Source organism: Coprococcus sp. OM06-34AC (genome assembly GCF_003462545.1).
GTDB lineage: Bacteria > Bacillota > Clostridia > Lachnospirales > Lachnospiraceae > Coprococcus > Coprococcus aceti.
Map to the genome: position 1 here is coordinate 183,919 of NZ_QTZF01000007.1, position 25,717 is coordinate 209,635.

The window sequence follows — 25,717 nt, forward strand, 5'->3', positions numbered from 1 at the left end:
AGAACTTTTGCACATATATATGCAAAAGTTCTTTTTTTATATACACTATATATTATTTTCTTATCTTTCTCACTGATACAACCACAAGTGCCGCCGCTACGATTCCGGTAAATATGTATATTGGAAGTCTGTCTCCTGTCTGTGGTGCCTTTCCTGCCTGTGATACACCCGCAGTCTGAGGATCATCATCATCCGGTATATCTATGTCATCCTTGACAAACACTGCAAGCTGTCCATCCGATGGGAATTCTGCCAGAAGAACTCCGCTCTCTACGCTGAATGGGATCTTGGTCCATTCTCCGTCATCCGGAAGAAATCTCACCTGAACTGTCATATCACTGGTGATGGCCGCTCCTCTGATCTTTGTCGTCTCTATATCAGAATAATCATAATCATTCACCGCTGTAACTGAGAACACTGCAAGAGTTGAATATCCATCCAATGATTTATCTCCAAGCACCTCCGATGGTGCATCTCCAAGCATGAGATTGTCAATATCCGCTATAGTTGTATCCGCCTCGGATATGAGAATGTGTGTCGAATCTGTCTCATAATCATTCTCCGGGCTGTTATTCGCAAATGCTGTTGTTCCGCAGCCTAATGTTATCGCTACCGCTGCAAGCCAGGCTGCCACTTTTCTCTTAAATGAAGCTGCCTTCCCCAATCTTGTTGTCATAACCTTCACTCCTTGTCTCCCTGATGTCCTTCTCCTGACATCATACTTTGTTCCAAAGTATACCATCATAAAAAGAGAGCGTCAATTGTGCAAAACTCCCTTTTTTATCTGGCCTCCGCTTCTATTTCCCCTGTGAGTACCGACTGCACGATCCATCTTTTTCCATCCATTCCACAACATGTAGAAAGAGTCAGCAGTCTGCTGTCAACATCTATTTTTTGGTCATTTTGCACAACCCCAGTATCAAAATTCTCGTCAAATATTCCATCTATGTACGACCGTCTGCCTTTTTTGTCAGAGAAATCATTGTATGTGAATATATGTCTGTCATTTGTCCTGTATGCAGCAAACACCGTATAACACAGCGTACTGTTTGGTGTGTATACATACACATTCCTGTTGTTTCTGAGGAATTCCTCATCCTCATAATTGTGCAGAGTCTTGAACATAGTTCCACTGGACATGTTGTGTCCATACATGACCGTATCAAAATCCGAAAATTCTCTGGAATTTGCAGAGTCTATGAAGATTGCTCCATCAGGGCTGTACTCCCCATATGCATCATGGCTCAGATAATAGCTGTTGTCACTGCCCTGCAGTACCGCATAATCGACATCTGTTCCAGGTATGTATATCCACGCACATATATCCTGATTCTTTTTCTGAAGTTCATCAAAGTCCACCTTCACATGCGGGAATATCACATCATCAATTCCTGCATCCTGCTTGGACGAGGCATAGCTCTCCGTAGCTCCATCTGTTCCATAATCCACATACTCCCTGAGTGCCCGGTTTGCACGGTTGCTCCGGTTATGTGCAAACGCATATCTCACGATCAGGCAGATGCACACCAGCAAAACCACCGATGATACCCCCAAGACTACCTTCCATAAGAGCTTCTTACGCTCTCCTCCCGGTTCGGTCATCACTGCCTCTGTCTCAGGACTGTCGGTATTTCCATTTTCTGCGTGACTTTCCCGCTCATTGTCCTCGACAACGGATTGCGCGAGCGCCACCGCCTCTGCAATTTTTCTTTCTAATTCTTCCTGTCTATCATCGTTCTGCATACAGGCATTACTCCACTTCTCTGTAGAACATTTCGACAAGCTGCTCCTTTAACGCCGCATCGTCAACAATATATTCATCATAATAATTCTCTCTCTCATATGAACCCGGGAGCTCATACATTCCGTCATCAGTAAACTCCGCCCCGGCAAATTTCCACGCCAGATACAGCATCCCGGTTCTGGATATGTCTGTTGATATATATCCCGACATCTGTTCATACATATCCCATATCTTCAGGGGATTTCTCTTAAGCTTTTCCTTTAGCAGGCCGCACCATGCACACATGTACTGCTTCTGCCTGTCCATACGGGCGGCATTTGTTCCTATATCCTCCGAGGCACTGTTGCGCTCCGTCACATAATATACCGCCTGCTCCCCCGACAGTGTCACTGTCTCGCCCTGGCGTATATCTGCTCTGTCCAGATCCTCCATGGCTTTCACCGTCACTCCGCCGACAAGCTCGTTCATCTTGCTGATCCCATCAAAGTCAAGCGTCACATATGCATGTATCGGAAGTCCGTCAAGCAGTTCTGATACCGTATATTCCGTGAGTTCCGCACCGTCAGCCACATCACTGCCATATGAAAATGCCAGTGCTGCCTGAAGATTCTGGGTCGTGATATATTTGCCCGCAACACCAAATACCTTGACAGGTGCCAGAGTATCCCTGTTGATATTCAGGCATCTTATCGTCTTGTCCCTGACATTGAGTGTGACAAGTATCAGGGCATCCCCCTGTCCCACGGTGTCAGCCTCTCCTCTGGCATCCACACCGATACACAGTATATTAATGTTGTCTTCATCATACATGTAGCTGTGACCTTCATACAGCATTTCAGCATCCCTGGATCTTTGTCCTCTGAGGGAGCTTCTGCCCGCATGAAGATATGCCGCACATACCAGGATCACCGCCACAACTATAGCCAGAACAGCCACGGCTGCTATGAGTAATTTTTTCTTAACTTTACTGTTACTTTTCATGTTCATGTTCTCAAAAAGCGGCACGGAAACTTCCGTGCCGCTCTTGTTCTTATCTTATATGCCTGACGAACTGCAATGCATCAATATTTCTTATCGATTATGCATACAGTGGATACTTCTCTACAATGCTCTTTACAAGCTGCTCAGCCTTTGCCTTATCATTGTCAAGGACTGCTGCCTTTATGGCGTCTGCTATGATCTCCATGTCAGCCTCATTTGCACCTCTTGTGGTAACGGCTGGTGTACCAAGTCTTATTCCACTTGTTACAAATGGTGACTTAGGGTCGTTTGGAACAGTGTTCTTGTTTGCTGTGATATGAACCTCGTCAAGAAGCTTCTCAACTTCCTTACCTGTAAGTCCAAGTCTCTTGAGATCCATGAGCATCAGATGATTGTCTGTTCCGCCTGATACAATATCAAATCCTCTTGCCATGAGTGCCTTTGCAAGTGCTGCCGCATTCTTGACAACCTGCTCCTGATATGCCTTGAACTCAGGTGTAAGAGCCTCCTTGAAGCATACTGCCTTACCGGCTATCACATGCATGAGAGGACCGCCCTGGATTCCAGGGAATACTGCCTTGTTGAAATTGAACTTCTCATTTATCTCGTTGCTGCACATGATCATACCACCACGAGGTCCGCGGAGAGTCTTGTGCGTTGTGGTTGTTGTCACATGGGCATATGGGATTGGGCTCATGTGAAGTCCTGCTGCCACAAGTCCGGCGATGTGAGCCATATCGACCATAAGATATGCTCCAACCTCATCAGCGATCTCTCTGAATCTCTTGAAATCAATAGCTCTGGCATATGCTGAAGCTCCTGCTACGATAAGCTTTGGCTTGCACTCCTTTGCGATCTCGAGAACTCTGTCATAATCTATAAATCCGTCATCGTTTACACCGTATGGCACGCAGTGGAAATACTTTCCAGACATGTTGACCGGTGAACCGTGGGTGAGATGTCCGCCGTGATCAAGATTCATTCCCATAAATGTATCGCCAGGATTAAGTATTGCGAAGAATACTGCCATGTTTGCCTGTGCTCCTGAGTGTGGCTGTACATTCACATACTCACAGCCAAACAGCTCCTTGGCTCTCTCTCTCGCAAGGTCCTCAACAACATCCACATACTGACATCCACCGTAATATCTCTTACCAGGATATCCCTCTGCATACTTGTTGGTGAGATGGCTGCCCATGGCTGCCATAACCGCCTTTGATACTATATTCTCGGAAGCTATGAGCTCCAGATTGTTATTCTGTCTGTTGAACTCGTCTGTCATTGCTGCCGCTACTTCTGGATCTACCTTTGTTATCTCGTCAAAACTGAACATCGAATTTACCTCCATCAAAAATTTGTTCCTATTATACTCATATATATCACTGTTTTTCAACAGTAAAATTTAACATGTCCTTGTACTGGCCATACTCGTACTCATCATAAAAATATTCCTCAGGTCTTGCGGATATTCCAAGCTCGTCATACCATTCGCTGAGAAGCTTCTCTCTGAGCTTTGTCTTTGTCGGCTCCGCCAGCGTGTTGTAGTTCCACAGGCTGAAGTGAAGAGCGTAATTTATATAGTCCTTCTCTATCTCTGTGTACAGACCGTGATCCTTCAGCATCTGTCTGAGTGCCAGCAGCATGTGATAGAAGTTATCCCACGACTTCTCTCTGGTCTTGGACAGCGAATCCCGGGTATCCACTCTTCTGTGGATGAGTATCTCACTTACTGTACATATGCGCTCCGCCAGCACCAGCGCGCTGAACACGAACAGCGCATCATTTGTAGTTCTCTGCTCTTGGAATTTCAGATCATTCTTCATCACAAATTCCCTGAGATACAGCTTATCCCACGCCCATCCCACAAATGCTCTGAATATATTTGTGGATATCTGTCTGCGGTTAAACGGCTCATACGGTGGAAGTGCCCACTCTATCATGGCCCACTTCTCATATACATACTCCTCAGTATCCATGTTGTACTGGTCTGATTTGTAAATAACTATCTCCGCCTGCTCCTCCTCGGCTCTGCGGAAAGCCTTCTCTACCATCTCAGGCTCGTAGAAATCGTCGCAGTCGAGAAACAGTATATATTTTCCTGTTGCCTCCTGCATTCCGCGGTTTCTTGCCGCACCCGCTCCGGCATTCTTCTCTCTTATAAGTACGATCCTGTCATCCTTCTGCGCATACTGTTCTATGATCTGCGCCGAATTATCGGTGGATCCATCGTCAACGCATATTATCTGTATATTTCTAAGGGTCTGTCCGGTTATCATGTCCAGACATCCCTCTATGTAACTCTCCGCATTGTATACTGTCAACACAATCGATACATCAATCACTGATACACCCCCTCCATCTCATCTGTTAGTTCCTATGCAAAAGCTTCTTTACAGCCTTCTTCAGTGTCACCGGAACAAACATCACAGCCTTGCCCACACGGAACGTGGTGGATGTCTCGTATTTGATCCGCTGGGCTTCCATATCTCTTCTGAGTCCATCTGCTTCTCTGTGACTCTCGTCCAGCTCTTCAGCGCGTCGTCCCAGTTCATTGTTAAGGTCAAATATCTTTTTACTGTAGACTGCCTTACCGAGATAATATCTCTTGAGGAATCCCGGATCCTTTGCAAGGACATAGAGTCCGGTCTTCTCCTCCTGGCTGAACAGTTCCTGGTCAAGCTCATCAAGCTCCATGCTCCTGTGGAAGTCCACAGCCATGCGCTCCGCAAACTGCCAGCCCGCATCCTCTGTCATCCAGTGAAGCATCTCATAGTAACATCTCCATCTTTGAAGCGTGTAATATCCCTTCCATTTCTCCCACACAGACCAGTCCTGCATGAGATGATCCTTTATGCGGTCGTAGGTTATATTGACCGTGTACGCCGCATCCACATCGTCTATCCACACTGTGTCTATCTCAACTCTGTCACACATGTCACAGGCTGCAAACATCGCCCTATCAGCATGTGCAAATGCCATCCACAATATATACAGATCAGGAAACAGCCCCTGCTGATGTGCCTCCACTCCGTCGCAGTATGTGTCCAGAAAGCTTCTGCTGTAAAGCCCCGCGCACACATGCCGTATCGCTATCGATATCTCAGGAGACGATGCCAGGCTCATAACCACTTCCCGCTGGACACTGTCATCCATTCTGTCATCAAACACTCCGATAAATTCCAGTTTTCCCTGCACGGCCCTTTCTGCCAAATGCTTCACAGCCTCCTCCGAAACAGCCACGCATGGTCTCGCCAGAAAAACATAATCGCCAAGATCTATCTTTTTTAAGCTTACATTCTCTGTACTCACTCCCTGCCCTCCTCATGTAAATTTCAAATAATATACCGAACATTTTTCACCAGCGCCAATTATACCATTAATTTCATTTTTTGTGAATACAGAGAAGGGCGCAGGAGTAATACTCCTGCGCCCTTCTCTGTATGACCTGTATTATTTTATCTCTCATTTCCTGCCACAAGAGCCGTTCCATCATAATCGATGACTATGGCTGACTGTGTGCTTACGCTGCCCGCAAGTATCATCTTTGCAACCAGTGTCTCCACATTCTTCTGCAGATATCTCTTGAGCGGTCTTGCGCCATACACCTGATCATATCCCTGATCGATGATGTGCTGCTTTGCACTCTCCGTAAGTTTGATAGTGATCTCCCTGTCTGCCAGTCTGCTGTTGAGATCTGCCATGAGAAGATCAACTATACCACTGATGTTGTCCTTAGACAGTGCCCTGAATGTGATGATCTCATCGATACGGTTCAGGAACTCAGGTCTGAATCTGCTCTTAAGCTGAGCCATTACGTCATTCTTCAGTTCATCTGTGATCTCTCCGCCGGCAGCTGCGATATCCGCACCACCGATATTTGATGTCATGATAATGATCGTATTCTTGAAGTCCACAGTTCTGCCCTGAGAATCCGTGATACGTCCATCATCAAGCACCTGAAGGAGCACATTGAACACATCCGGATGTGCCTTCTCTATCTCATCAAAGAGGACAACCGAATATGGCTTTCTACGAACAGCCTCTGTCAGCTGACCGCCTTCATCATAACCTACATATCCCGGAGGCGCTCCTATAAGTCTTGACACACTGTGCTTTTCCATGTATTCACTCATATCAATACGAACCATGTTCTGCTCATTGTCAAACAATGCCGCTGCAAGACTTTTTGCAAGCTCTGTCTTACCAACACCGGTTGGTCCAAGGAAGATAAATGAACCTATCGGTTTGCTAGGATCCTTTATTCCCGCCTTTGATCTGATGATCGCATCGCTGACATAGTCAACGGCTTCATCCTGACCTACAACTCTCTTCTTAAGTTCGCTGGCAAGATTGAGGGTCTTGCTCTTCTCGCTCTCAGTAAGCTTTGCAACAGGAATTCCTGTCCACTTGGATACGATCTTCGATATCTCATCTTCTGAAACTACCTCATGGACAAGCTCCCTCTCCTTATCTGAAGCTGTGGACTCAGCCTCTGCAAGCTCTTTCTGGATCGCTGGAAGCTTACCATACTGAAGCTCTGCTGCCTTGTTCAGATCATAATTTCTCTGTGCAGCCTGAATATCAGCCTTGACCTGCTCCATCTCTTCCTTGAGGGTCCTTATCTTCTCAACTGCAGCCTTTTCGTTCTCCCACTTTGCTTTCAAGGAATTTGCCTGATCCTTGAGTTCTGCCAGTTCAGCCTGAAGGTCTGCCAGTCTCTGCTTTGACAGATTATCCTCCTCCTTCTTAAGGGCTGTCTCCTCAATCTCCAGCTGCATTATCTTACGTGTGATCTCATCCACTTCAACAGGCATTGAATCAAGCTCTGTCTTGATCATGGCACACGCCTCGTCAACAAGATCTATTGCCTTATCCGGTAGGAATCTGTCTGTTATATATCTGTTGGAAAGAACCGCTGCGCTTACAAGGGCACCATCTGATATCTTAACTCCATGGAACACTTCGTATCTCTCCTTGATTCCTCGAAGAATAGATATTGTATCTTCAACTGTTGGTTCATCCACCATAACCGGCTGGAAACGTCTCTCAAGAGCCGCATCTTTCTCTATATACTGTCTGTACTCATTCAGTGTTGTGGCACCTATACAGTGCAGCTCACCCCTTGCAAGCATAGGCTTGAGCATGTTGCCCGCATCCATGGCACCGTCCGTCTTACCGGCTCCCACAATGGTGTGGAGCTCATCAATAAACATTATGACCTCGCCCTCAGACTTCTTAACCTCATCAAGGACATTCTTAAGTCTCTCTTCAAATTCACCTCTGTACTTGGCACCGGCCACAAGGGCTCCCATGTCCAGTGCAAATATCTTCTTGTTCTTAAGTCCCTCTGGCACATCACCTCTGAGTATCCTCTGTGCAAGTCCCTCTACAACCGCAGTCTTACCTACACCAGGCTCACCGATAAGCACCGGATTGTTCTTTGTCTTCCTTGACAGGATCCTGATCACATTTCGTATCTCAGCGTCACGTCCTATTACCGGGTCAAGTTTCTGCTGTCTTGCCCTCTCGACCAGATCATATCCGAACTTCTCCATAGCCTCATATGAGCTCTCCGGATCATCGCTGTCCACCTTGTGGTTACCTCTGATTTCTGCCAGCTCCTTGAGGAATGCATTCCTGCTGACTCCCCAGCCTTTAAGAAGCTCCTTGATATCCGAATCAGCCTTATCCACCATGCCGAGGAACAAATGCTCAACAGACACATATGTGTCGCCCATCTGCTTTGCTTCCTTCTCTGCCTGGATGAGAGCCTTTGAGAAGTTATTTCCGGCATACATATTGCCACCGCTGACCTTCGGCAACCTTGCCAGCTTATCCTCCACCGCATTCACGGCACCAGTAACATTCACGCCCATCTTCTCAAATATCTTGGCTATCAAACTGTCATCTATCTCAAGCAAGCCAGCCAAAAGGTGCATCTGCGTAAGTTCCTGATTGTCGTACTCCAGAGCTTTTTCTTTTGCTTTCTCTACAACTTCCAACGATTTACGTGTGTATTTATCCATCTCCATAGCTGTTTACCTCCTAAACTAAACTTTCAGGGAACTGATACCTTAATATCACTTCCCTGTCTGATGATAATATAACACACTTGTTAGCACTCGTCAATACTGAGTGCTAACATTTTTTTTATTATTTTAAATTATTTCTCTCTACGGTAAACTACCACCCCGGCAGCCCCTAATAAACATGTCATCATGACGATGAGCATCAATGCCACATTTCCGTCATCTCCGGTATTTGGAGCACCTGACTCCTTTTTTGAGTCTGCTACAGTTGTATTCTCTGTTGCGGTCACGTTAGTTTTCTCATCGGTTGTCTGTCTCTCTGTTGTTACCTTCTCTGTCGTCTGCTCACTTGACGTTGGTTTTTCAGTTGAAGGTTCATTTGTAGTTGGTTCATTTGTAGTCGGTTCATTTGTTACTGGTACATTCCCCTTCTTTACCACTACCTTTGCAGCAGGAGATGCATAATAATTTTTGGTCTCCTTATATCTCACATAATAATTTCCATCTGCAAGTTTCTTAAGTACCGTGCTTTCACAATCCAACCATTTTTTCTTGTCAACACTATATTCCATTGACATCTTCAGATTAGATATCTGACCATCATTTTTCCCATCCACAGTTTCTGCCGTTGCGACCAAACCTGTAGGTGCCTTCTGCTTTGCCTTATCTATTGTGAACTCTTCCACGATCTGTCCATGCATGGTATTCTCACCCTTGATAGTAACTGTAGCTGTTCCCGCATCAATATTATCCGCATATACACATGAGTAACTTTTTCCCTCTGTCAGAGTCTTTCCGCCATAAGAAACCGTAACCGCAGGTTTCTTTTCTTTTCCATCGTACACATACGATTTTGGAGCAATGCTGACAGCGACATCTGCATCATCCGACAAGCTGCGGTAACGGAGAATAAAATCCTTAGCCTTGGCTCCTGTCTCATCATCAATGATTGTCGTTCCTTCTACAGAAAGTCCCTCTGGTACAAACTCCTTCACACCGTCAAATCCATCTGCAATATGCCCAAAGTTGCTAAGTCCGTCACTGTTCTGTACCGTAAATACACAGTCTGTATCCATCTCAAGTTTTTCAAACCAACACTGTGAACCGTTGAGCGTCACATTTGAGCCATTATTCAGACAGATTCCATCTTTTGTCATCCAGTTGATACTATCCGTAATGAATTTGACATTTGACAAAGTCAGCATAGCATTAGTAAATCCAACACTTCCATTTGTGATACCGCAATTTAATGTTCCGTTTTTCACGTATAACGAATAATCAAAATTCATCATCTGCAAAGTGACACTTTTACCGTTGAGATCTATAATGATATGTTTATTATGTTCACCATCATTGTATCCTATAGAAGCCGAAGGATCATATATATCACTAATTATACATATTGTATAGCCATTCTGTGCGGCTACAAATGCATCAGCCAGTGTAGCATATGATCCGATCTCATCGCCATTGCCATCCGTCACAATTGCCACATCCCCATCCGCGGCCTGCACCTTCACAGAGTTCTTTCCCGCAATAATCACTACAGCAAATATACATGCCATAATCAACCCAGTTACCAATTTCTTTAATTTCATAATTATCCCTTTCCTCCTGTCTTTAATTCCTGGCAGTTACTGCCAGATATTGCCATCAACATAACAAATAATTATAATACACTGGGGCTTTTAGTAAACTAGCCAAACGGCTAGTTTTAAAAATTAAATGACTAAATGCATAACTTTAGTACGAAAAAGAACCAGCACTTATGTGCCGGTTCTCCCTGTTCTGATATTATTCTATTATCACAGCTCCTCACCATTGGTCTCTATAACATGTTTGTACCAATAATAAGAATCCTTCTTGTATCTGTTCAGAGTTCCACTGTTCTCGTCCTCTTCTCTGTCCACATACACAAATCCGTATCTCTTCTGATATCCGTTGAGCCAGCTGAGAAGATCTGTGTAAGACCATGTGCAGTATGCCAGGACACGGCAGCCATCATCACACGCTTTCTTGAGCTCCTCTATGTGATGTTTCAGGTAATCTATCCTGTACGGATCATGGATCTCCCCATCCTCAAACTTGTCAAATGCGCCAAGGCCATTCTCAGATATGACTATAGGAAGATCATATCTCGATGTTATCTGTCTGCAGCACATGCGAAGTCCCATCGGATCGATGGTCCAATCCCAGTCTGTCGTAGGTAGGAATTCATTTGCAGGATTCTTGTAGAGCCCCGGAACGCCCTGCACCTTTGCAGTACCCTTCTTGCCTGTGGTGTTCATCTCATGTGTAGCGCCAACTCCATCTATCGGATTGTACTCTGCAACACATGTTCTGTAGTAATTTACACCCATGAAATCGATAAGAGAGGCAGCCTTCTTCAGTATCTCGTCATCTCCATCTTCTATAACCGGCATCAGATCCTTGCTCTCAAGGTACGCCCTTGCAGCTCTTGGATAACGGCCATATGCATACATATCCATCCAGTAGAAGTTCTCAAGATCATCGTAATCCATCTTCGCCATGGCATTCTCCGGCTTTCTGTCAAATGCGTATGACGGTGTGTATGCGAAGGATGATCCGACCTTAGCATCCGGACATACCTCCTTAAGTGCAATAACGCTCTTGGCATGTGCCATAAATGCATGATGGTTTACCTGATAGAACATCTTCTGATCATCAACCTTTCCTGGTGGGTGCATCCCTGCATTCCAGCCAAGACCTGTAAATACATTCTGCTCATTCATGATTATCCAGTGTTTCACCCTGTCACTGTATCTCTCAAACAGAACCTTTGCATATCTGACGAAATCATCGACTATTCGCCTGCTCTCCCATCCGTGATACTGCTCCTCAAGTGCCTGCGGCATATCCCAGTGGTACACGGTCACCATAGGAACTATATTATTCTTTACAAGCTCGTTGATAAGATCATCATAGAACTGGAGTCCCTTCTCATTGACCTCACCGTTGCCGTCAGGTATTATTCTCGGCCAGGATATTGAGAATCTGTAAGTCTTAAGTCCCATCTCAGCCATAAGTGCCACATCTTCCTTATATCTGTGGTAGTGATCCACGGCCTTATCTCCGGTAGTTGCCTTGAATGTCTTGCCCGGAATCCTCACGAACTCATCCCAGTTGGATGGACCTTTCCCATCCTCATTCCATGCTCCCTCAACCTGATATGCGGCAGATGCACTGCCCCACAGAAAATCTTTCGGGAAACCTTTGGATTTCTCAAAATACATAAATCGCCCTCCATATCGTATTTATATCAGGCATGCCTTCTCCATGCCTTTTTATCGTTATTACAGACTGCCCAGCACATCTCCTATCTTATCCGCTATCAGAAGATCTGCATTGCTGTCCGACTGTGTCGGGGACATATTTATAACCACCAGTTTCCGCCCCCTGAAATATCTGATAAGTCCTGCTGCCGGATACACAACAAGCGATGTACCACCGATTATCATCGTATCCGCCTCGGATATATACTGGAGTGCCCTCGACATATTATCCTCATCAAGTGCCTCCTCATACAGCACCACATCCGGTTTTACAGTGCCTCCGCACTTTTCACACTTAGGCACACCATCCGAATTGACTATATAATCCAGGTCATAGAAAGCATGGCATTTCTCACAGTAATTTCTATGAACAGAACCATGGAGCTCTATGACATTCCTGCTACCTGCCATCTGGTGAAGTCCGTCGATATTCTGCGTTATCACCGCCTTGAGCTTTCCCTGTTTCTCAAGCTCCGCCAGCTTTATATGAGCCTTGTTCGGCTTTGCATCAGCAAATATCATCTTGTCCTTATAGAATCTGTAAAATTCCTCCGGGTTACGTCTGTAAAAGCTGTGGCTGATTATAGTTTCCGGCGGATACTTATACTTCTGATTATACAGTCCATCCACACTTCTAAAATCTGGTATACCGCTCTCCGTCGATACTCCTGCACCGCCAAAGAAAACGATATTATCCGAATCTTCTATCATCTGTCTCAGCTCATTCAACTTTTCTGTATCCATATACATACACCTCCAGACAATGACTACTGTGTCTCAGTAACCTTTACCATAACTGTACACGTATTTACCACGGTGTACTTATCTCCATCAGGGACACTGAGCGTGATCGTATTATCGCCATATGAGAGCTTGGAAGCATCTATGGACAGCTTCAGGCTCTTGGCCGATACCTTGGACACCGCACTTGAGATTCCGCTCACGGTTATCGTATTGCTATCACCCATGCTCATCTCATAGCTGTATCCACTCTGCTTGCCCCTCAGGATGATATCCCCTGTGGTCACCGTTATATTTCTTGTAACTGATTTCTCGATCGCTATCTTCACATTGATGTATGCGCTCTCCTTTGTCACGACCACACCCTCTGGAAGATACTTTGATACATCAAGTGTAGTCTCAACATCTGCTGTACATCCGCTCACATCAACATCCGTTATATCAAGGCTTGTTATATCCTTTATTATCGATGCGTCTCCACCTATATCAACGGTCTCCGGTACATATGTTATATCTGATACAAGATATCCATCCGCAGGATCTCCTGTGACATCCACATGAACAGGTATATTCTTAGTCTTGTATACCGGAACTGTGACTGCTATCGATATCTCATCGTAGGATATCGACTTGTCTGATACCTTCTCACCATCAGCGGTTACAAATACAGGCGTACAGTTTGTCGTTATATCATCCTTTGCACTGGTCACATCAACTGTCACCTCTGCACGATCTATGCTCGAAACTATACTTGCAGCACCCTTTATCGTTATGAGGTTTGGAGCTGCCACACTGTTACCAACCGTATATCCGGAAGCAACCTCGCCTGTTGTCACCACGGACACAGGAACTGACACTGACTTCTCGTCCTCAAGTTCAACTGACAGCACGTTGTCCACAACAGTTATGCTGACCTTTTTAGCTATGTTGGTGCTGTTCGCAGTTACAGTGATAGGCACCGCATTTGTTATGGATATCTTTGACATATCCGCTACAGCCTTGAAATCCGACGCATCAAGATCACTTATAAGTGATTTACGTCCTTTGACGACTATATCCACGGTATCACCTGAAGTTATCGTGTACAACTGATTCTGACTTGTTATGGCGTCAGTATTTACCAGATTGACCGGAATGTCCCTTATGGTCCTTGTCACGGCTGAATCATCGATATTCAGTACAAGAAGCCACACCAGAAATCCAAGCACAACCGACAGAAGCTTAAGACCTATATTGCTGTATATCTTATTTGCCTTTTTCTTAGGCTCTGCGCTGTTATTTTTCATTCTCATCAGCCTCCTTTCTGGAAGCTTTATTCTTATTCTCCACAACGACTCTCTTTCTCCGCTTAACCGGACGGACACCTGAAGACCTGTGGCTCTTTCTTCCGTTATACTCCTTGCACAGCGTCTGAAGATGACTTCTCACGCCCTCGCTGTCCAGATTCCTGAAGAGCTCGCCTCCCTGTGCAATGGATATTGAACCTGTCTCCTCAGATACGATAAGAGTCATACTGTCTGACACCTCACTGATACCTATACCGGCTCTGTGTCGTGTTCCAAGCTCCTTGTTGATGGAGTCATTTGCAGACAGTGGCAGATAACATGTGGCAGAAACCACCCTGTTCTTTCTTATAATCACCGCACCATCATGAAGCGGTGTGTTGTGCTCAAATATATTGAGAAGTAACTGGTTAGTCACGACCGCATCGATCGGTATTCCCGTATCAATATACTCGCCCAGTGCAACTTCATTCTCAATGACTATGAGTGCACCGGTACGGTTTGCAGACAGGACCTGGGCCGTCTTCACAAGCTCATATATCGTTTTCTCCGATATAACACCATCATCCTCGCCATCTCGTATAATGTAATTGATCAGCTTCTTTCTTCCAAGCTGTTCAAGTCCTCGTCTGAACTCCGGCTGGAACAGGATCACCACCGCAATTATTCCCACACTGAATGCATTCTTAAGCAGATATAAGATCGTATTGAACTGGAACATCGCCGCAATGGCAGTGAAGAGCACGATCATAACTATACCCTTCAGAAGAGTCCATGCTCTGCTCTGCTTGAACCACAACATGATCCTGTATATAAAGAATGACAAAATAAGTATCTCTATTATATCTACTGTGCCTGGAACTGTTATATAAAACCAATCAAAATACGTTGATATAAACGTTGATATCTTATCCATTTCATCCTCCTTTCGGTATATAAATACTCCGTATAATTAATGTGACCTGACAAAAGTCAGGTCACTCACATGTAAGCTCTTTTCAATGTATCTATCTTGTTGATCCTGTAACAGAATCTTCCTTTGCCGCAGACCGGCTTCTCTGTGCGCCTGATCCGGACGAAGTCGTCCTCTTCTGCTGTGGTCTTGGCGATGGCTGCTCTCTTCTGGCTGCCTTTCTCTGGGCACCACCCATGACCTTTGGCACAGCCTTTACATAGTAGTAGTAGTCATCGTCCTCAAACTGTGTATTCTCAACACTTGAGTAGTCCACAACTATCTTGAAGAACTGAACCACTATGGCCACCAGTATCGCCAGTATGCATCCAAGCAGAGCCCCCGCAAGGGATACCTCAACTTCCATGGACAAAGTTCCAACCAGGAACAGTATGATCTCTACCACACCGCCTGTGATGATGGCAACGTACCATGAATATGCAAATGACATTCTATATATTATGTATGTAAGAACTATAACAACTGCAAACACTATTATGGTGAGCAGAAGTGTCTTATCCTGTACCAGATGCTGGAAAATATACTTGTATCCCTCTATCAGATCACCCTCTGCTGAACTTGAGCTTAAAGCGACGTAATCAGCAGTATGCTTCAGGAAGAAGTAGAATATACAGCCAAATGCTGCAGGAACCATTCCTGTGAATCCAGCTGTCATTCCAGCCAGGATCGGCATGAAATACTGGAACTTTATAATGTAAAAGAATGGCATAAACAGAATGATCCATGATGCCTTAGGGAAAAATCTTATATATACACAATACATTATCACAAATATGACAATAAATGAGATTCCAAGCTCCAGACTTGCGCTGGCAACCTGGGCACATGCGTACAGTCCTGCAATGGCAAGTGTGAGCTGGCCTGAAAGGAACGCACACACAAAAGCTGCTGCCAGGACCACTACGATACTGCTTATCGTGCTGTTATATCCTGTGAGATGGTTTATTGACCAGAACACAACAAGTGCCAGTATAAACTTACACAGTGGTGAAACAAATTTATCATACTTACTACAAAAATTCTTTACTCCATCGCGGAAATCCAGAAGTGTTGACATTATCAGTTAGCCCTCCTCTTTTTTTTGACAGAACGGCGTGTTCCGTCCTCGTTCTCATAAAATTCTATCAGTTTCTTAAGATTCTGGTTATACTTTATGAGTTTTGGCTTTGCCTTCATATATCTGTATGTATATAAGACCCACGCGAAAAGCGCAAATGCAATACACACCACTGCATAGCCGCCCACAATGCTGCTCGCCACCTTCACATAGTCAAGCTCTGTGAGCTTCTCAACTATATCTGCAAGATTATAGTATATGTAAGCTGCGGCAAAAACTACAAACAGCACCGTAGATGAAACAATTGTCTTAAGACAGTTAAGCTTCACATAGTCACTTTGAAAATATTTACCCTTTTCGAGATCCTCACGTCCAAGCGACTCCTTGTACATGGCGATCTTCGTCATTAGAATGACCTTTTCTTCATTTACCATTGCTCGATTCTATCTCCTTATTCTGGTCACTTTTCCACAAATGACCATAACTAGCAGTATTATACCCCGCGTCTTAATATTGCGCAAGTTTTATATTTAGAATTTAATGTCTATTAATGTAGGATCACCAAGTGCGTCCGCCGTAATAATCATGTTCATTTTTGTATGTCTCGTATGCATCCATCTCCTGATTTCGTTGCTCAAGACTGTCTCCCTGGATGGCATCGAGCTGCTTTCGTATCTCCGATTCCTTATCAGAAGACTGAGGCTCCTGTGTATCCTCTTCGTTTTCATCGTCACTGCCCTGATCCTTCTGGTCATTTGGATCCTGATCACCTTTCTGATCCTGTTCCTCCGTCTGCTTCCTGAGCTGTTCCTCAAAGGCATCTATCTCATCCTTCAGAGTCTGTGCATCCTCGTAATGTCCATCATCATCATCCCTGTGGGCGCAGTCATTCTCTATGAGAATGTCCTTTGCCCCCTCAAGTATGTCTATCACCTCATCCAGATTCTCTTTGGTAACACCCTCAGGATCTATCTGCTTCACTATGGACAGCGCAAGGTTGACCCTTGTCTTACAGTCGGACTCACCACCCGGCTTCTTTTCAAGTGCCTTACGAAACTCCTGCTCGGCGCCCTCGTAATCTCCCTGACTGTAATATACATCACCAAGATTATAATGGTATATATGTGGCTGAGTAAAGCCAAGCACGGCGTTCACTGTACTGTCCACATATTGTCCCTTTTTGTATTCACTTATAAAATGCTCATTGCACAGATAATTCACCAGAAGCACCGCCATACACAGCAGACTGACAGCTCCGGTCACTGCAGCTACGATCTTTATTATTCCTGATCTGTTTTTCATTTCATGACTTTCTTTCTCATATCAAAAAATTCATATACAACAAGTCCTGCAAATAAGGCTGCAAACAGATAATATATATCCACATATCCTATGGTCTTACCCTTATCCGTTGACTCAGCGGTTCCCCGTGACTTCTCCACAACCTTATCCAGCGCAGAACCATCGTTCATATTTATATAGTCGACGCCCAGATCATCGGCAATCTTTTTCAGATTATCCTCATCGATCTTCGACACCGCTGGTTTATACGGGTAGTCCGATGTGTCCTCAAGCAGCTCCTTCCGGTCATCGTAATATGATTTCACATACATGTTGCCGCCTTCCTTTGTACCGTACCCCAACACTGCGCCTCCATCAATATATTTTTTCGCCCCGTCAAATGACTTGAGTCTGTCGTCATTGGTTATTTCACCATCGCTTATAAAGAACACGACCACATTTCCATCATTTTTCTCCTTTGCACGCTTAAGGGTATCCGTCATCACATCTATGCAGACATTCATGGACGACCCCCTGGCATATAGCGAATCCAGCGGATATATTGAATCCAGAACACTTTTTGCAAAATTTGAATCATCCGAATATGGCGATATCAGATTTGCACTATTATTGAAGGTTATGACCGCAAATTTAGCACCGTCCATCTCATCAACTATGTGCTCGCAGTCTTTCTTCACCGCCGTCAGCCTCTCTGTATCCCCAGCATAATCCTGAGCCAGCATGCTTATGGTGTCATCCACAACGAACAGCACATATGTGTCAAGCTTCCGGACACTTGTCTCCACGTTGCTGCTTGGGACCATGATCCTCAGATTGATGAGAAATATCAGTATGATGGCAGCTATCTGCCTTATATATGCGCTTCTCTTCCGCCTTTTCAGGAACGCCATGCCAACGCACAATATGAGCATAAGCCAGATTGGTATAATTGGATCTATTCTCATAATTCTCTCCTGTAACGTCTTATAATTTGAGCCAGCGGCCAAGTCCTAGCATTCCTGCAAACAGAACCAGCATCAATACAAATGGATATAACAGCTCAGGTGTCTCAACATCCACCATCCTCACCTTGACCAGATTCTTACTCAGCTTTTCTATCGATGATACTATCTCTCCAAATGATCCGGATTCCTCCTCAAGATAGAATTTACCACCGGTCTTCTCCACCGCATTCTTCATGGACTCCTTGTTTTCCGGTGTCATCTCCTTTGTTCCAACTCCATACACCGTGACATTGTTTGAAACACATATATCGGCCGCCTCATCCAGAGTTGCCACCGGTGTTCCCTGTATATCATTGTCAGTGGAGAATATTACCACCTTTGTCCTCTCCTTGTCAGCATCCGAAAAATCAATTGCCGCAGCAGCAAGGCCGTCCCCTATAAGTGAGCTTCCCCTCTGCTCATTTCCGATCAGAGTTCCAGATGATATATATGCCTGATAATATATCCAGTCGTACCCCGATGAAAATGCATCGTCCAGATTCACTTCATTTCTGCTCTTCAGACACTGTGCGATCAGATCAAGCTGATCCTTCACATACTCATAATCATCCGTGAGCGGAGTAAGCAGCACCGGACTTGTGTTAAATATCACGATTCCAAAACGTTCGCCCTGAAGCTCATCAACTGTTTTCTTCAGCTTGTCCAGCAGATTCTCGTTGAGATAATCCACGGATGTTGATATGTCGATACACAGAATGATGTCCCTACAATACTTTTCATCCTGCATACGCCTGCTCGTGTATGGTTTTGCCATGAGCAGGAATGCCGATACGACAACCAGTACGCAGCATATGAGCGTGGCTGTAAGCCCGGTCTTATATAATATTTTTCTTTTCCTGAAATATGCCTCATCTTCCTGGCATATGAGCCCTGCGATCTTTTTCCCTCCGGCATATTCCTTTGTCTTTTTGTATTTCACAAACACAAATACCAGCATAAACAGCGCAATAGCCAGGCCTGCATATAGAACAATATGATATTTTATTGCCATCTCTCAATCAAACTCCTTGTCTTCTCAAGGGAAGCCCTCACATCACCATCGGACTTTCTTGCAAATTCCGGCGCATAATACTCAGCCACAAGATAGTACAGCTCCGGCATGTTTAATCTTTCTATATCATACAGAGTGTAATTCTGAACCCTTATGCCGGTTGCAGCATGAACAAATCCCCTGATACAACGGCTCATACGCTGATATGCACCTCTTACATCAAGTTTTCCCTGATCATACTGTCCCGCAATATCCGCCAGTTCTGACAGATATCTGGTCTTCACTCTACCCATATCCATAGGCGCAGGCTTCACCACCTTCGGCAGCTCCGCCGCCATTTTTCTACGTCTTCTCAGATACCAGCAGACACCAAAGAACAACAGCACTGCGGCTGTTATCACTCCGGTCAGCACGATCGGCCATACCACATACGAAAGCGGCTCCTGCAAATTCACTGAACTTTCCATATCTTATATCTTCTTCCTCTTATCTCCGGGCATCAGCCCATTTAACTACTTTCCAGAGCTCTCAGTCTTGTGCTTGTTGAGCAGCTCTACTATCTTTTCATCCATGCTGTCAGAAGACCTGACCGTCAGGTACGAAATACCAAGTTTCTTAAGCTTGTCGTCACAGGCACTTGAAAGCTCCTGCCTTTTCCTCTCTTCCTTCTTTGCCAGCTTCATGTCCCTGGTAAAAAATTCAGGAATATATGTGTCACCGGATAAGTCATATACATTCTTACCGTTCATCCCGGCATCCTCAACATTTATAAGCAGTATATCATGCAGTACCTTTAACTGCTTTACAGTTGCCTCCGACATATTCAGGATACCTCTGGTGTCCGTCACCACAAGTATGATCATTCTCCTCCTGAAATTCCTCGCAATGAAGCTCAGCGCATCCCCCGTATCCGAGTCATTAGTCATGGTAACGTTCCTGTGGTAACCCGCAAGAATATTTTCGACATTTGCAAAGCCTGTCTTAAACGGATAGTGCTCCACGCCCCTGTCTGAAACATAAGTAGCGCTCACATAATCACCATTGTCACACACCATATATGCCAGGGTTCCTGCCGCCATAAGTGCAACGTCACTCTTCTCCTGAACATCATTGGCATATCCAAGCATACGTTTTCCGGCATCCATCACCAGCATTATATTATGCTTCTTCTCGGCGATATACTGTCTGACCAGAAGCTTCTGGCTCCTGGCAGATGCTTTCCAGTCCATGTCCTTGATATCATCGCCAACGACATACTCCCTGAGCTCATCAAAGTTCATACTCCTGCCCTTATAGATGGAATTGTACGAACCATCGATTATCCTCGACGTTGCCTTGGTAGTATATATGGTCTTATATCCCTTCATATTTCCCTGTATTCTGGATATATATGTCATCTTCATAATTAACTGTCTTCCCCTACGGCGTCTTAACCGAACCTATTATGGCATCTATAATCTTCTCAATCTTCACGTCTTCCGCAACAGCGGCAAATGTAAGCATGATCCTGTGTCTCAGGACTGAATATCTGAGTGCTTTCACATCATCAGGAACACAATATCTTCTCCCATTTATAAGTGCGATCGCCTTTGCTACCTCCATGAACGCAATAGCCGCTCTTGTGCTCGCACCCATGGCAACATACTGTGCAAGCTCAGGTGCAAGTATCTTATCCGTCATTCTGGTTGCCTGAACTATATCAACTATATATTTCTTTATCGCCGGATCTATATAAATCCTCTTGCACAGCTTCTGAAGATACACCACATCGTCAACGCTGGCAACGGACTTCACGTCTGAAAAAACTCCTGCCTCCACTCTGTTGAGTATCTCCATCTCATCCCTTGCGCTTGGATATGTCACAGTCTCCTTGAGAAGGAATCTGTCAAGCTGTGCCTCTGACAGCACATACGTACCCTCAGATTCGATCGGATTCTGGGTCGCTATTACCACGAACACCTCCGGCAGCTTATATGTCTTTCCTCCTATACTGACTTCTCTCTCCTGCATCGCCTCCAGCATGGCACTCTGTGTCTTCGCACTGGACCTGTTTATCTCATCGAGTAGTACAAAGTTCGAATAAACCGGACCTATCTTATCCTCAAATGTATTGGTCGCCATGTTGTACATCTGGGTTCCAATTATGTCGCTCGGTATAAGATCCGGTGTACACTGGATCCTTGAAAATGATCCATTAACCGCCTCTGTCATAACCCTGGCAGCAGTGGTCTTGGCAAGTCCTGGAACGGATTCCAGAAGCACATGACCGTTTGTCATCATTGCAACCAGAAGTGAATATCCCAGATAAGGCTGTCCCACAACCTTACTGTTATAGTAACTCAGCAAATTATTGATTATCTCCGAAGCCTTCTGGACTTCTTCATTTGTTATCTCTCTGTTATCCTGCATAACTACTCTCTTTCCTTTATTTATTATGATGTCTATCTCCCCAGCATCTATGGTATATAGAATATACCTTTACATGTGATTGCACAAGTTAACAAATATAAAGTGACCATGCTATATTTTGTCCATATAAACAAAAAAGTGACCAGGGGGTACCTGGTCACCATAATGAGGGGAGAGAGGATTCAAATAAATGAAAACTCTACTCTCACATATTAACTTATGTTCCATCATAAGTCAACTATTTTTTTCGATAAATATACCTTTTATTTGCAATTTAATCTGCCTACTCCGCATCCGCTACTCTAGTATTCGCATTCACATAACTTGCAGGATTCCTGCGCTTGATGACCCTGAGTACAAATACCAGAAGGACCATCATTGCTATGAATATCGGAAGCATGATAAACCACTTAACATGTAGACGATATGTAATCGGTCCAACTATCGCATATGCCACAAATGACATTATAGCTGCTGTTATCGCATATGGGAGCTGTGTGGCCACATGGTTTACATGGTTACACTGTGCTCCCGCTGATGCCATGATAGTGGTATCTGATATAGGTGAGCAATGATCTCCACATACTGCACCGGCCATACATGCTGATATAGCTATTATCATGAGTTCATTATTCTTGCCCTCAAATACTGCGCACACAATAGGAATAAGTATTCCAAATGTTCCCCATGATGTTCCTGTTGCAAACGCCATGAGACATCCAACTATAAATATAACTGCAGGAAGGAAACTGAACAGACTTCCCGATGCAGATGTCATTGCTGTCTGTACGAAATCCTTTGCACCCATCATATCGGTTGTTCCCTTGAGCGTCCAAGCAAATGTAAGGATCAATATAGCCGGTACCATTGCCTTGAAGCCCTCAGGTATAGCCTCCATACATTTGCCAAAATCCAGGACTCCTCTTATCACATACAGAAGAATTGTAATAAGCAGTCCGAACAAGCTTCCAATTGCAAGTCCAACAGATGCATCACTGTTTGAGAATGCCTCTACAAAGCTTACACCGCTGAAGAATCCACCTGTGTAGATCATTCCTATAATGCAGCAGATAACAAGACATATGATAGGTATTATAAGATCAACTACCTTGCCGTTGCTGTTGACCACATCAGTCTCCTCTGCTGTGACAGTCTTCTTGCCATCTCCCATTGAGAGAAGATCTCCCTTCAGGGCATTGAGCTCATGCTTCTCCATGGAACCAAACTCAACCTTCATAACGATCATTGCGATCATCATCGCAAGTGTGAGGAATGAATAATAGTTATATGGTATGGCCTTTATAAACAGACCAAAGCCATCCTCACCCTTTACAAATCCACTGACGGCCGCAGCCCATGATGATACAGGGGCTATGATACATATAGGTGCCGCTGTTGCATCTATAACATATGCAAACTTCGCCCTTGATATCCTGTGTTTATCAGTTACAGGCTTCATAACGCTACCGACTGTGAGGCAGTTAAAATAGTCATCGATAAATATCAGAACTCCCAGAAGAACTGTGCAGAGCTGCGCGCCCTGTCTGGTCTTGATATGGGTAGCTGCCCAGTCACCAAATGCCTTGGATCCACCTGCCTTGTTCATAAGTGCAACTATGGTTCCAAGAATGACAAGGAATATCAGTATACCTACATTATATGAATCTGAAAGCTGTGCGATCAGTCCATCCTGCAGTACATTCGATATACTGCCCGTAAAACTGAATCCGGAGGCAAACACACTTCCTATTACAATTCCTATAAACAGTGAACTGTAAACCTCCTTCGTTATAAGTGCCAGCGTGATAGCGACAACCGATGGTACAAGTGCCCAGAATGTCGCATATGTCGATGGCGATGGAATCTTATCTACATATATAGACAGAATTCCGAGAACCGCAATAATGAGAATTACCACGGCGATGGCAATAAGATTTTTCTTGCTGCTCTTCATCTTGATCCTCCCTGATCTTTTTTCGTATGCATATTATCTGTGATAATTCATCTGTGAAATAATGTATTATCACGTCATATAAGTAAAGTTATATCACATAAGCATGCCATTTGAATAGTGCAAATGTCTGATTTTTTCCTTTTCAGTCAAAAACAGTCAAAATTTATTATGAATATGTGAATATGACGGAAAACAATCAAATGCTATTGCATAAATAACATTTATGTCATATTATCAGCTTGTAAGCAAGAGATACAAGAACAGCAGAAACATCTTCAGCTTACACTGGAATTTGACAATTTACTATTTTTTGTTTTTACTCCCTTTTTTCGTAGTCAGAAATGACTACACCCCCCAATCCCTTAATTGACGCAGCCGTCAAGCGGCTGCGTCCCTCCCTTAAAGGCGAGTAACCAAAGGTTATGATATATTCAATATCAGCTCACAAAAAATCTTATATAAATAAAAAGAGCAGAAGCATGATCGTCTAATCGTGATTCTGCTCTTTTATTATTATATATCTCTTCTGTATTGCGCAACTTGCCTGTGTGCAACTTGCGCAATATCGTTGCGTTATGTTACATCAGATGATTTTTTACGATTATACATGCAAAAGTAGTCAAAAACAGTCAAAATCGCCAACAAATATGGCATTATAACCTAAATGAGCCAAATGCTATTGCAATCCTGATCCATTTATCATATTATCAACTTGTAAGCAAGAGATACAGAAAAACAACAGAAAGCGTTGACAGCTTACACTGAAATTTGACAATTTACTATTTTTTGTTATTTACTCCCTTTTTTGTAGTCAGAAATGACTACACCCCCCAATCCCTTAATTGGCGCAGCCGTCAAGCGGCTGCGCTCCTCCCTTAAAGAGAGTAAAGCTAATATATAAGTTATACTCAATCGGCTCACAAAAAACTTTATATAAAAAAGAAGCAGAATCATAATCGCCTAATCATGATCCTGCTTCTTTTTTATTCTTCAATAAATCCCTTGAAGTTCTTCTCCACCAATTTTCTGGGCACCATGACCTGATGATCACAGCCAGTACATCTGAGTCTGAAATCCATTCCTACTCTGAGTATCTCCCAGGAATTCGTTCCACAAGGATGCGCCTTCTTCATCTTTATAACCTGTCCAACCTCAAATACCATTCTGATATCTCCTCCTTCGGAATCCTATAAATATACATACTGTACGTTTTGGAGGGCTTTGCCCGCATAAACAAATAAAAGCTGAAACTCATAAAAGTTTCAGCTTTTCATCTAGTGCCCAAAGCTGGAATCGAACCAGCGACACGAGGATTTTCAGTCCTCTGCTCTACCAACTGAGCTATCTGGGCTTACATAAAAGTAGCGGGGACAGGATTTGAACCTATGACCTTCGGGTTATGAGCCCGACGAGCTTCCAGACTGCTCCACCCCGCGGCAAAAAAATAAAATGGGCGGAGATGGATTCGAACCATCGAAGCATTACGCAGCAGATTTACAGTCTGTCCCCTTTGGCCACTCGGGAATCCACCCATTTATTGCTTTTTGGCAACTTCTTGCTTTAAGCAAAAAGCCGATGATCGGACTCGAACCGATAACCTGCTGATTACAAATCAGCTGCTCTGCCAATTGAGCCACATCGGCATATTTAATTGTCAAATGACCCCAACGGGATTTGAACCCGTGTTACCGCCGTGAAAGGGCGATGTCTTAACCGCTTGACCATGGGGCCAGGTTTTCAAAAGCAGCTCCCCGAGTAGGGCTCGAACCTACAACCCCTCGGTTAACAGCCGAGTGCTCTACCATTGAGCTATCGAGGAATATCACCTGGTAAACCACGGCGTCTTTGTCAATGTTAACACATTTGACTTGAAAATGCAAGTGTTTTTTATATTTTTTTAACTTGTACCTTCAGAATTTCACACAGAAAGAGGTATCTTCTAAAGCTTATCTCTTA

The 25,717-nt window shown here is 44.3% G+C and carries 22 protein-coding genes and 6 tRNA genes; all 28 read right to left on the reverse strand.

All coding sequences use genetic code 11. The features are described 5' to 3' along the window. Positions 1 to 52: 52 nt before the first annotated feature. The gene (locus DXB91_RS12305; protein WP_118018220.1) at positions 53 to 676 is read right to left on the reverse strand and encodes a hypothetical protein; all 624 of its coding nucleotides are present in this window, start codon (positions 674 to 676) and stop codon (positions 53 to 55) included. 104 nt (positions 677 to 780) lie between these two features. Continuing rightward, positions 781 to 1,743, reverse strand: a complete 963-nt coding sequence (gene srtB, locus DXB91_RS12310; protein WP_117549356.1) for a class B sortase — start codon at positions 1,741 to 1,743, stop codon at positions 781 to 783. Positions 1,744 to 1,750: 7 nt separating this feature from the next. After that, positions 1,751 to 2,725, reverse strand: a complete 975-nt coding sequence (locus DXB91_RS12315) for an LCP family protein (RefSeq protein ID WP_158547582.1) — start codon at positions 2,723 to 2,725, stop codon at positions 1,751 to 1,753. 97 nt (positions 2,726 to 2,822) lie between these two features. Beyond that, on the reverse strand, positions 2,823 to 4,058 hold the full coding sequence (gene glyA, locus DXB91_RS12320; RefSeq protein ID WP_015533968.1) for a serine hydroxymethyltransferase: 1,236 nt from the start codon (positions 4,056 to 4,058) through the stop codon (positions 2,823 to 2,825). 46 nt (positions 4,059 to 4,104) lie between these two features. After that, positions 4,105 to 5,067, reverse strand: coding sequence for a glycosyltransferase family 2 protein (locus DXB91_RS12325; RefSeq protein WP_117549360.1), 963 nt, complete (start codon positions 5,065 to 5,067; stop codon positions 4,105 to 4,107). A 25-nt stretch (positions 5,068 to 5,092) separates the two neighbouring features. Beyond that, positions 5,093 to 6,034 carry a hypothetical protein gene (locus DXB91_RS12330; RefSeq protein WP_117549362.1) on the reverse strand — a complete coding sequence of 314 codons (942 nt, stop codon included), beginning with the start codon at positions 6,032 to 6,034 and terminating at the stop codon, positions 5,093 to 5,095. Positions 6,035 to 6,180: 146 nt separating this feature from the next. After that, positions 6,181 to 8,757, reverse strand: coding sequence for an ATP-dependent chaperone ClpB (gene clpB / locus DXB91_RS12335; protein WP_117875423.1), 2,577 nt, complete (start codon positions 8,755 to 8,757; stop codon positions 6,181 to 6,183). A 131-nt stretch (positions 8,758 to 8,888) separates the two neighbouring features. Continuing rightward, entirely contained in the window at positions 8,889 to 10,352 is a 1,464-nt protein-coding gene (locus tag DXB91_RS12340; RefSeq protein WP_117549366.1) for an LPXTG cell wall anchor domain-containing protein, read from the reverse strand. Between the two features lie 207 nt (positions 10,353 to 10,559). Next, positions 10,560 to 12,008: a glycoside hydrolase family 1 protein gene (locus DXB91_RS12345; RefSeq protein WP_117549368.1), complete on the reverse strand. Its 1,449-nt coding sequence runs from the start codon at positions 12,006 to 12,008 to the stop codon at positions 10,560 to 10,562. Between the two features lie 60 nt (positions 12,009 to 12,068). After that, the gene (locus DXB91_RS12350; RefSeq protein WP_118018206.1) at positions 12,069 to 12,791 is read right to left on the reverse strand and encodes an NAD-dependent protein deacylase; all 723 of its coding nucleotides are present in this window, start codon (positions 12,789 to 12,791) and stop codon (positions 12,069 to 12,071) included. Between the two features lie 23 nt (positions 12,792 to 12,814). Beyond that, positions 12,815 to 14,074, reverse strand: a complete 1,260-nt coding sequence (locus DXB91_RS12355; protein ID WP_158547583.1) for a CdaR family protein — start codon at positions 14,072 to 14,074, stop codon at positions 12,815 to 12,817. Beyond that, complete coding sequence (cdaA, locus tag DXB91_RS12360) at positions 14,064 to 14,987, reverse strand: diadenylate cyclase CdaA (protein WP_117549373.1); 924 nt, start codon at positions 14,985 to 14,987, stop codon at positions 14,064 to 14,066. Before cdaA ends, DXB91_RS12355 begins: the two co-directional genes overlap by 11 nt. Before the next feature lie 91 nt (positions 14,988 to 15,078). Further along, positions 15,079 to 16,101 carry a hypothetical protein gene (locus DXB91_RS12365; protein ID WP_117549375.1) on the reverse strand — a complete coding sequence of 341 codons (1,023 nt, stop codon included), beginning with the start codon at positions 16,099 to 16,101 and terminating at the stop codon, positions 15,079 to 15,081. A 2-nt stretch (positions 16,102 to 16,103) separates the two neighbouring features. Beyond that, the gene (locus tag DXB91_RS12370) at positions 16,104 to 16,535 is read right to left on the reverse strand and encodes a hypothetical protein (RefSeq protein WP_015533974.1); all 432 of its coding nucleotides are present in this window, start codon (positions 16,533 to 16,535) and stop codon (positions 16,104 to 16,106) included. Positions 16,536 to 16,659: 124 nt separating this feature from the next. Further along, positions 16,660 to 17,403, reverse strand: coding sequence for a tetratricopeptide repeat protein (locus DXB91_RS12375; protein ID WP_118018208.1), 744 nt, complete (start codon positions 17,401 to 17,403; stop codon positions 16,660 to 16,662). After that, complete coding sequence (locus DXB91_RS12380) at positions 17,400 to 18,347, reverse strand: vWA domain-containing protein (RefSeq protein WP_118018210.1); 948 nt, start codon at positions 18,345 to 18,347, stop codon at positions 17,400 to 17,402. Before DXB91_RS12380 ends, DXB91_RS12375 begins: the two co-directional genes overlap by 4 nt. Before the next feature lie 19 nt (positions 18,348 to 18,366). Beyond that, a complete protein-coding gene (locus DXB91_RS12385) occupies positions 18,367 to 19,398 on the reverse strand; it encodes a VWA domain-containing protein (protein ID WP_117875421.1) in 1,032 nt (343 codons plus the stop codon). Then, complete coding sequence (locus DXB91_RS12390; protein ID WP_117549381.1) at positions 19,389 to 19,865, reverse strand: hypothetical protein; 477 nt, start codon at positions 19,863 to 19,865, stop codon at positions 19,389 to 19,391. The genes DXB91_RS12385 and DXB91_RS12390 overlap by 10 nt, the downstream gene beginning before the upstream one ends. Before the next feature lie 45 nt (positions 19,866 to 19,910). Further along, entirely contained in the window at positions 19,911 to 20,801 is an 891-nt protein-coding gene (locus DXB91_RS12395; protein ID WP_117549383.1) for a DUF58 domain-containing protein, read from the reverse strand. Positions 20,802 to 20,817: 16 nt separating this feature from the next. Beyond that, positions 20,818 to 21,807 carry an AAA family ATPase gene (locus DXB91_RS12400; RefSeq protein WP_015533980.1) on the reverse strand — a complete coding sequence of 330 codons (990 nt, stop codon included), beginning with the start codon at positions 21,805 to 21,807 and terminating at the stop codon, positions 20,818 to 20,820. Positions 21,808 to 22,090: 283 nt separating this feature from the next. Then, positions 22,091 to 23,761 (reverse strand): Na+/H+ antiporter NhaC family protein, encoded by a 1,671-nt coding sequence (locus DXB91_RS12405; protein WP_117549387.1) that lies wholly within the window; start codon positions 23,759 to 23,761, stop codon positions 22,091 to 22,093. A 983-nt stretch (positions 23,762 to 24,744) separates the two neighbouring features. Next, positions 24,745 to 24,924 carry a DUF951 domain-containing protein gene (locus DXB91_RS12410; protein WP_015533982.1) on the reverse strand — a complete coding sequence of 60 codons (180 nt, stop codon included), beginning with the start codon at positions 24,922 to 24,924 and terminating at the stop codon, positions 24,745 to 24,747. Between the two features lie 115 nt (positions 24,925 to 25,039). Continuing rightward, positions 25,040 to 25,112: transfer RNA gene (locus DXB91_RS12415), tRNA-Phe, on the reverse strand. An 11-nt stretch (positions 25,113 to 25,123) separates the two neighbouring features. Further along, positions 25,124 to 25,197: transfer RNA gene (locus DXB91_RS12420), tRNA-Met, on the reverse strand. A 14-nt stretch (positions 25,198 to 25,211) separates the two neighbouring features. Next, positions 25,212 to 25,293, reverse strand: a tRNA-Tyr gene (locus DXB91_RS12425). A 38-nt stretch (positions 25,294 to 25,331) separates the two neighbouring features. Further along, positions 25,332 to 25,404: transfer RNA gene (locus DXB91_RS12430), tRNA-Thr, on the reverse strand. 16 nt (positions 25,405 to 25,420) lie between these two features. Further along, positions 25,421 to 25,492 (reverse strand) — tRNA-Glu (locus DXB91_RS12435). A gap of 16 nt (positions 25,493 to 25,508) precedes the next feature. Then, positions 25,509 to 25,580: transfer RNA gene (locus DXB91_RS12440), tRNA-Asn, on the reverse strand. Positions 25,581 to 25,717: the final 137 nt, after the last annotated feature.

Excerpts from the sequence above, each read along its gene's own strand:
- glyA (WP_015533968.1), bottom strand. The coding sequence starts at position 4,058 with ATGTTCAGTTTTGACGAGATAACAAAGGTAGATCCAGAAGTAGCGGCA.
- DXB91_RS12365 (WP_117549375.1), bottom strand. The coding sequence starts at position 16,101 with ATGTCAACACTTCTGGATTTCCGCGATGGAGTAAAGAATTTTTGTAGT.
- DXB91_RS12340 (WP_117549366.1), bottom strand. The coding sequence starts at position 10,352 with ATGAAATTAAAGAAATTGGTAACTGGGTTGATTATGGCATGTATATTT.
- DXB91_RS12410 (WP_015533982.1), bottom strand. The coding sequence starts at position 24,924 with ATGGTATTTGAGGTTGGACAGGTTATAAAGATGAAGAAGGCGCATCCT.
- DXB91_RS12400 (WP_015533980.1), bottom strand. The coding sequence starts at position 21,807 with ATGCAGGATAACAGAGAGATAACAAATGAAGAAGTCCAGAAGGCTTCG.
- DXB91_RS12375 (WP_118018208.1), bottom strand. The coding sequence starts at position 17,403 with ATGAAAAACAGATCAGGAATAATAAAGATCGTAGCTGCAGTGACCGGA.
- DXB91_RS12315 (WP_158547582.1), bottom strand. The coding sequence starts at position 2,725 with ATGAAAAGTAACAGTAAAGTTAAGAAAAAATTACTCATAGCAGCCGTG.
- DXB91_RS12305 (WP_118018220.1), bottom strand. The coding sequence starts at position 676 with ATGACAACAAGATTGGGGAAGGCAGCTTCATTTAAGAGAAAAGTGGCA.
- DXB91_RS12380 (WP_118018210.1), bottom strand. The coding sequence starts at position 18,347 with ATGAGAATAGATCCAATTATACCAATCTGGCTTATGCTCATATTGTGC.
- clpB (WP_117875423.1), bottom strand. The coding sequence starts at position 8,757 with ATGGAGATGGATAAATACACACGTAAATCGTTGGAAGTTGTAGAGAAA.
- DXB91_RS12395 (WP_117549383.1), bottom strand. The coding sequence starts at position 20,801 with ATGAAGATGACATATATATCCAGAATACAGGGAAATATGAAGGGATAT.
- DXB91_RS12370 (WP_015533974.1), bottom strand. The coding sequence starts at position 16,535 with ATGGTAAATGAAGAAAAGGTCATTCTAATGACGAAGATCGCCATGTAC.
- DXB91_RS12405 (WP_117549387.1), bottom strand. The coding sequence starts at position 23,761 with ATGAAGAGCAGCAAGAAAAATCTTATTGCCATCGCCGTGGTAATTCTC.
- DXB91_RS12390 (WP_117549381.1), bottom strand. The coding sequence starts at position 19,865 with ATGGAAAGTTCAGTGAATTTGCAGGAGCCGCTTTCGTATGTGGTATGG.
- DXB91_RS12350 (WP_118018206.1), bottom strand. The coding sequence starts at position 12,791 with ATGGATACAGAAAAGTTGAATGAGCTGAGACAGATGATAGAAGATTCG.
- DXB91_RS12385 (WP_117875421.1), bottom strand. The coding sequence starts at position 19,398 with ATGGCAATAAAATATCATATTGTTCTATATGCAGGCCTGGCTATTGCG.
- DXB91_RS12355 (WP_158547583.1), bottom strand. The coding sequence starts at position 14,074 with ATGAAAAATAACAGCGCAGAGCCTAAGAAAAAGGCAAATAAGATATAC.
- DXB91_RS12345 (WP_117549368.1), bottom strand. The coding sequence starts at position 12,008 with ATGTATTTTGAGAAATCCAAAGGTTTCCCGAAAGATTTTCTGTGGGGC.
- srtB (WP_117549356.1), bottom strand. The coding sequence starts at position 1,743 with ATGCAGAACGATGATAGACAGGAAGAATTAGAAAGAAAAATTGCAGAG.
- cdaA (WP_117549373.1), bottom strand. The coding sequence starts at position 14,987 with ATGGATAAGATATCAACGTTTATATCAACGTATTTTGATTGGTTTTAT.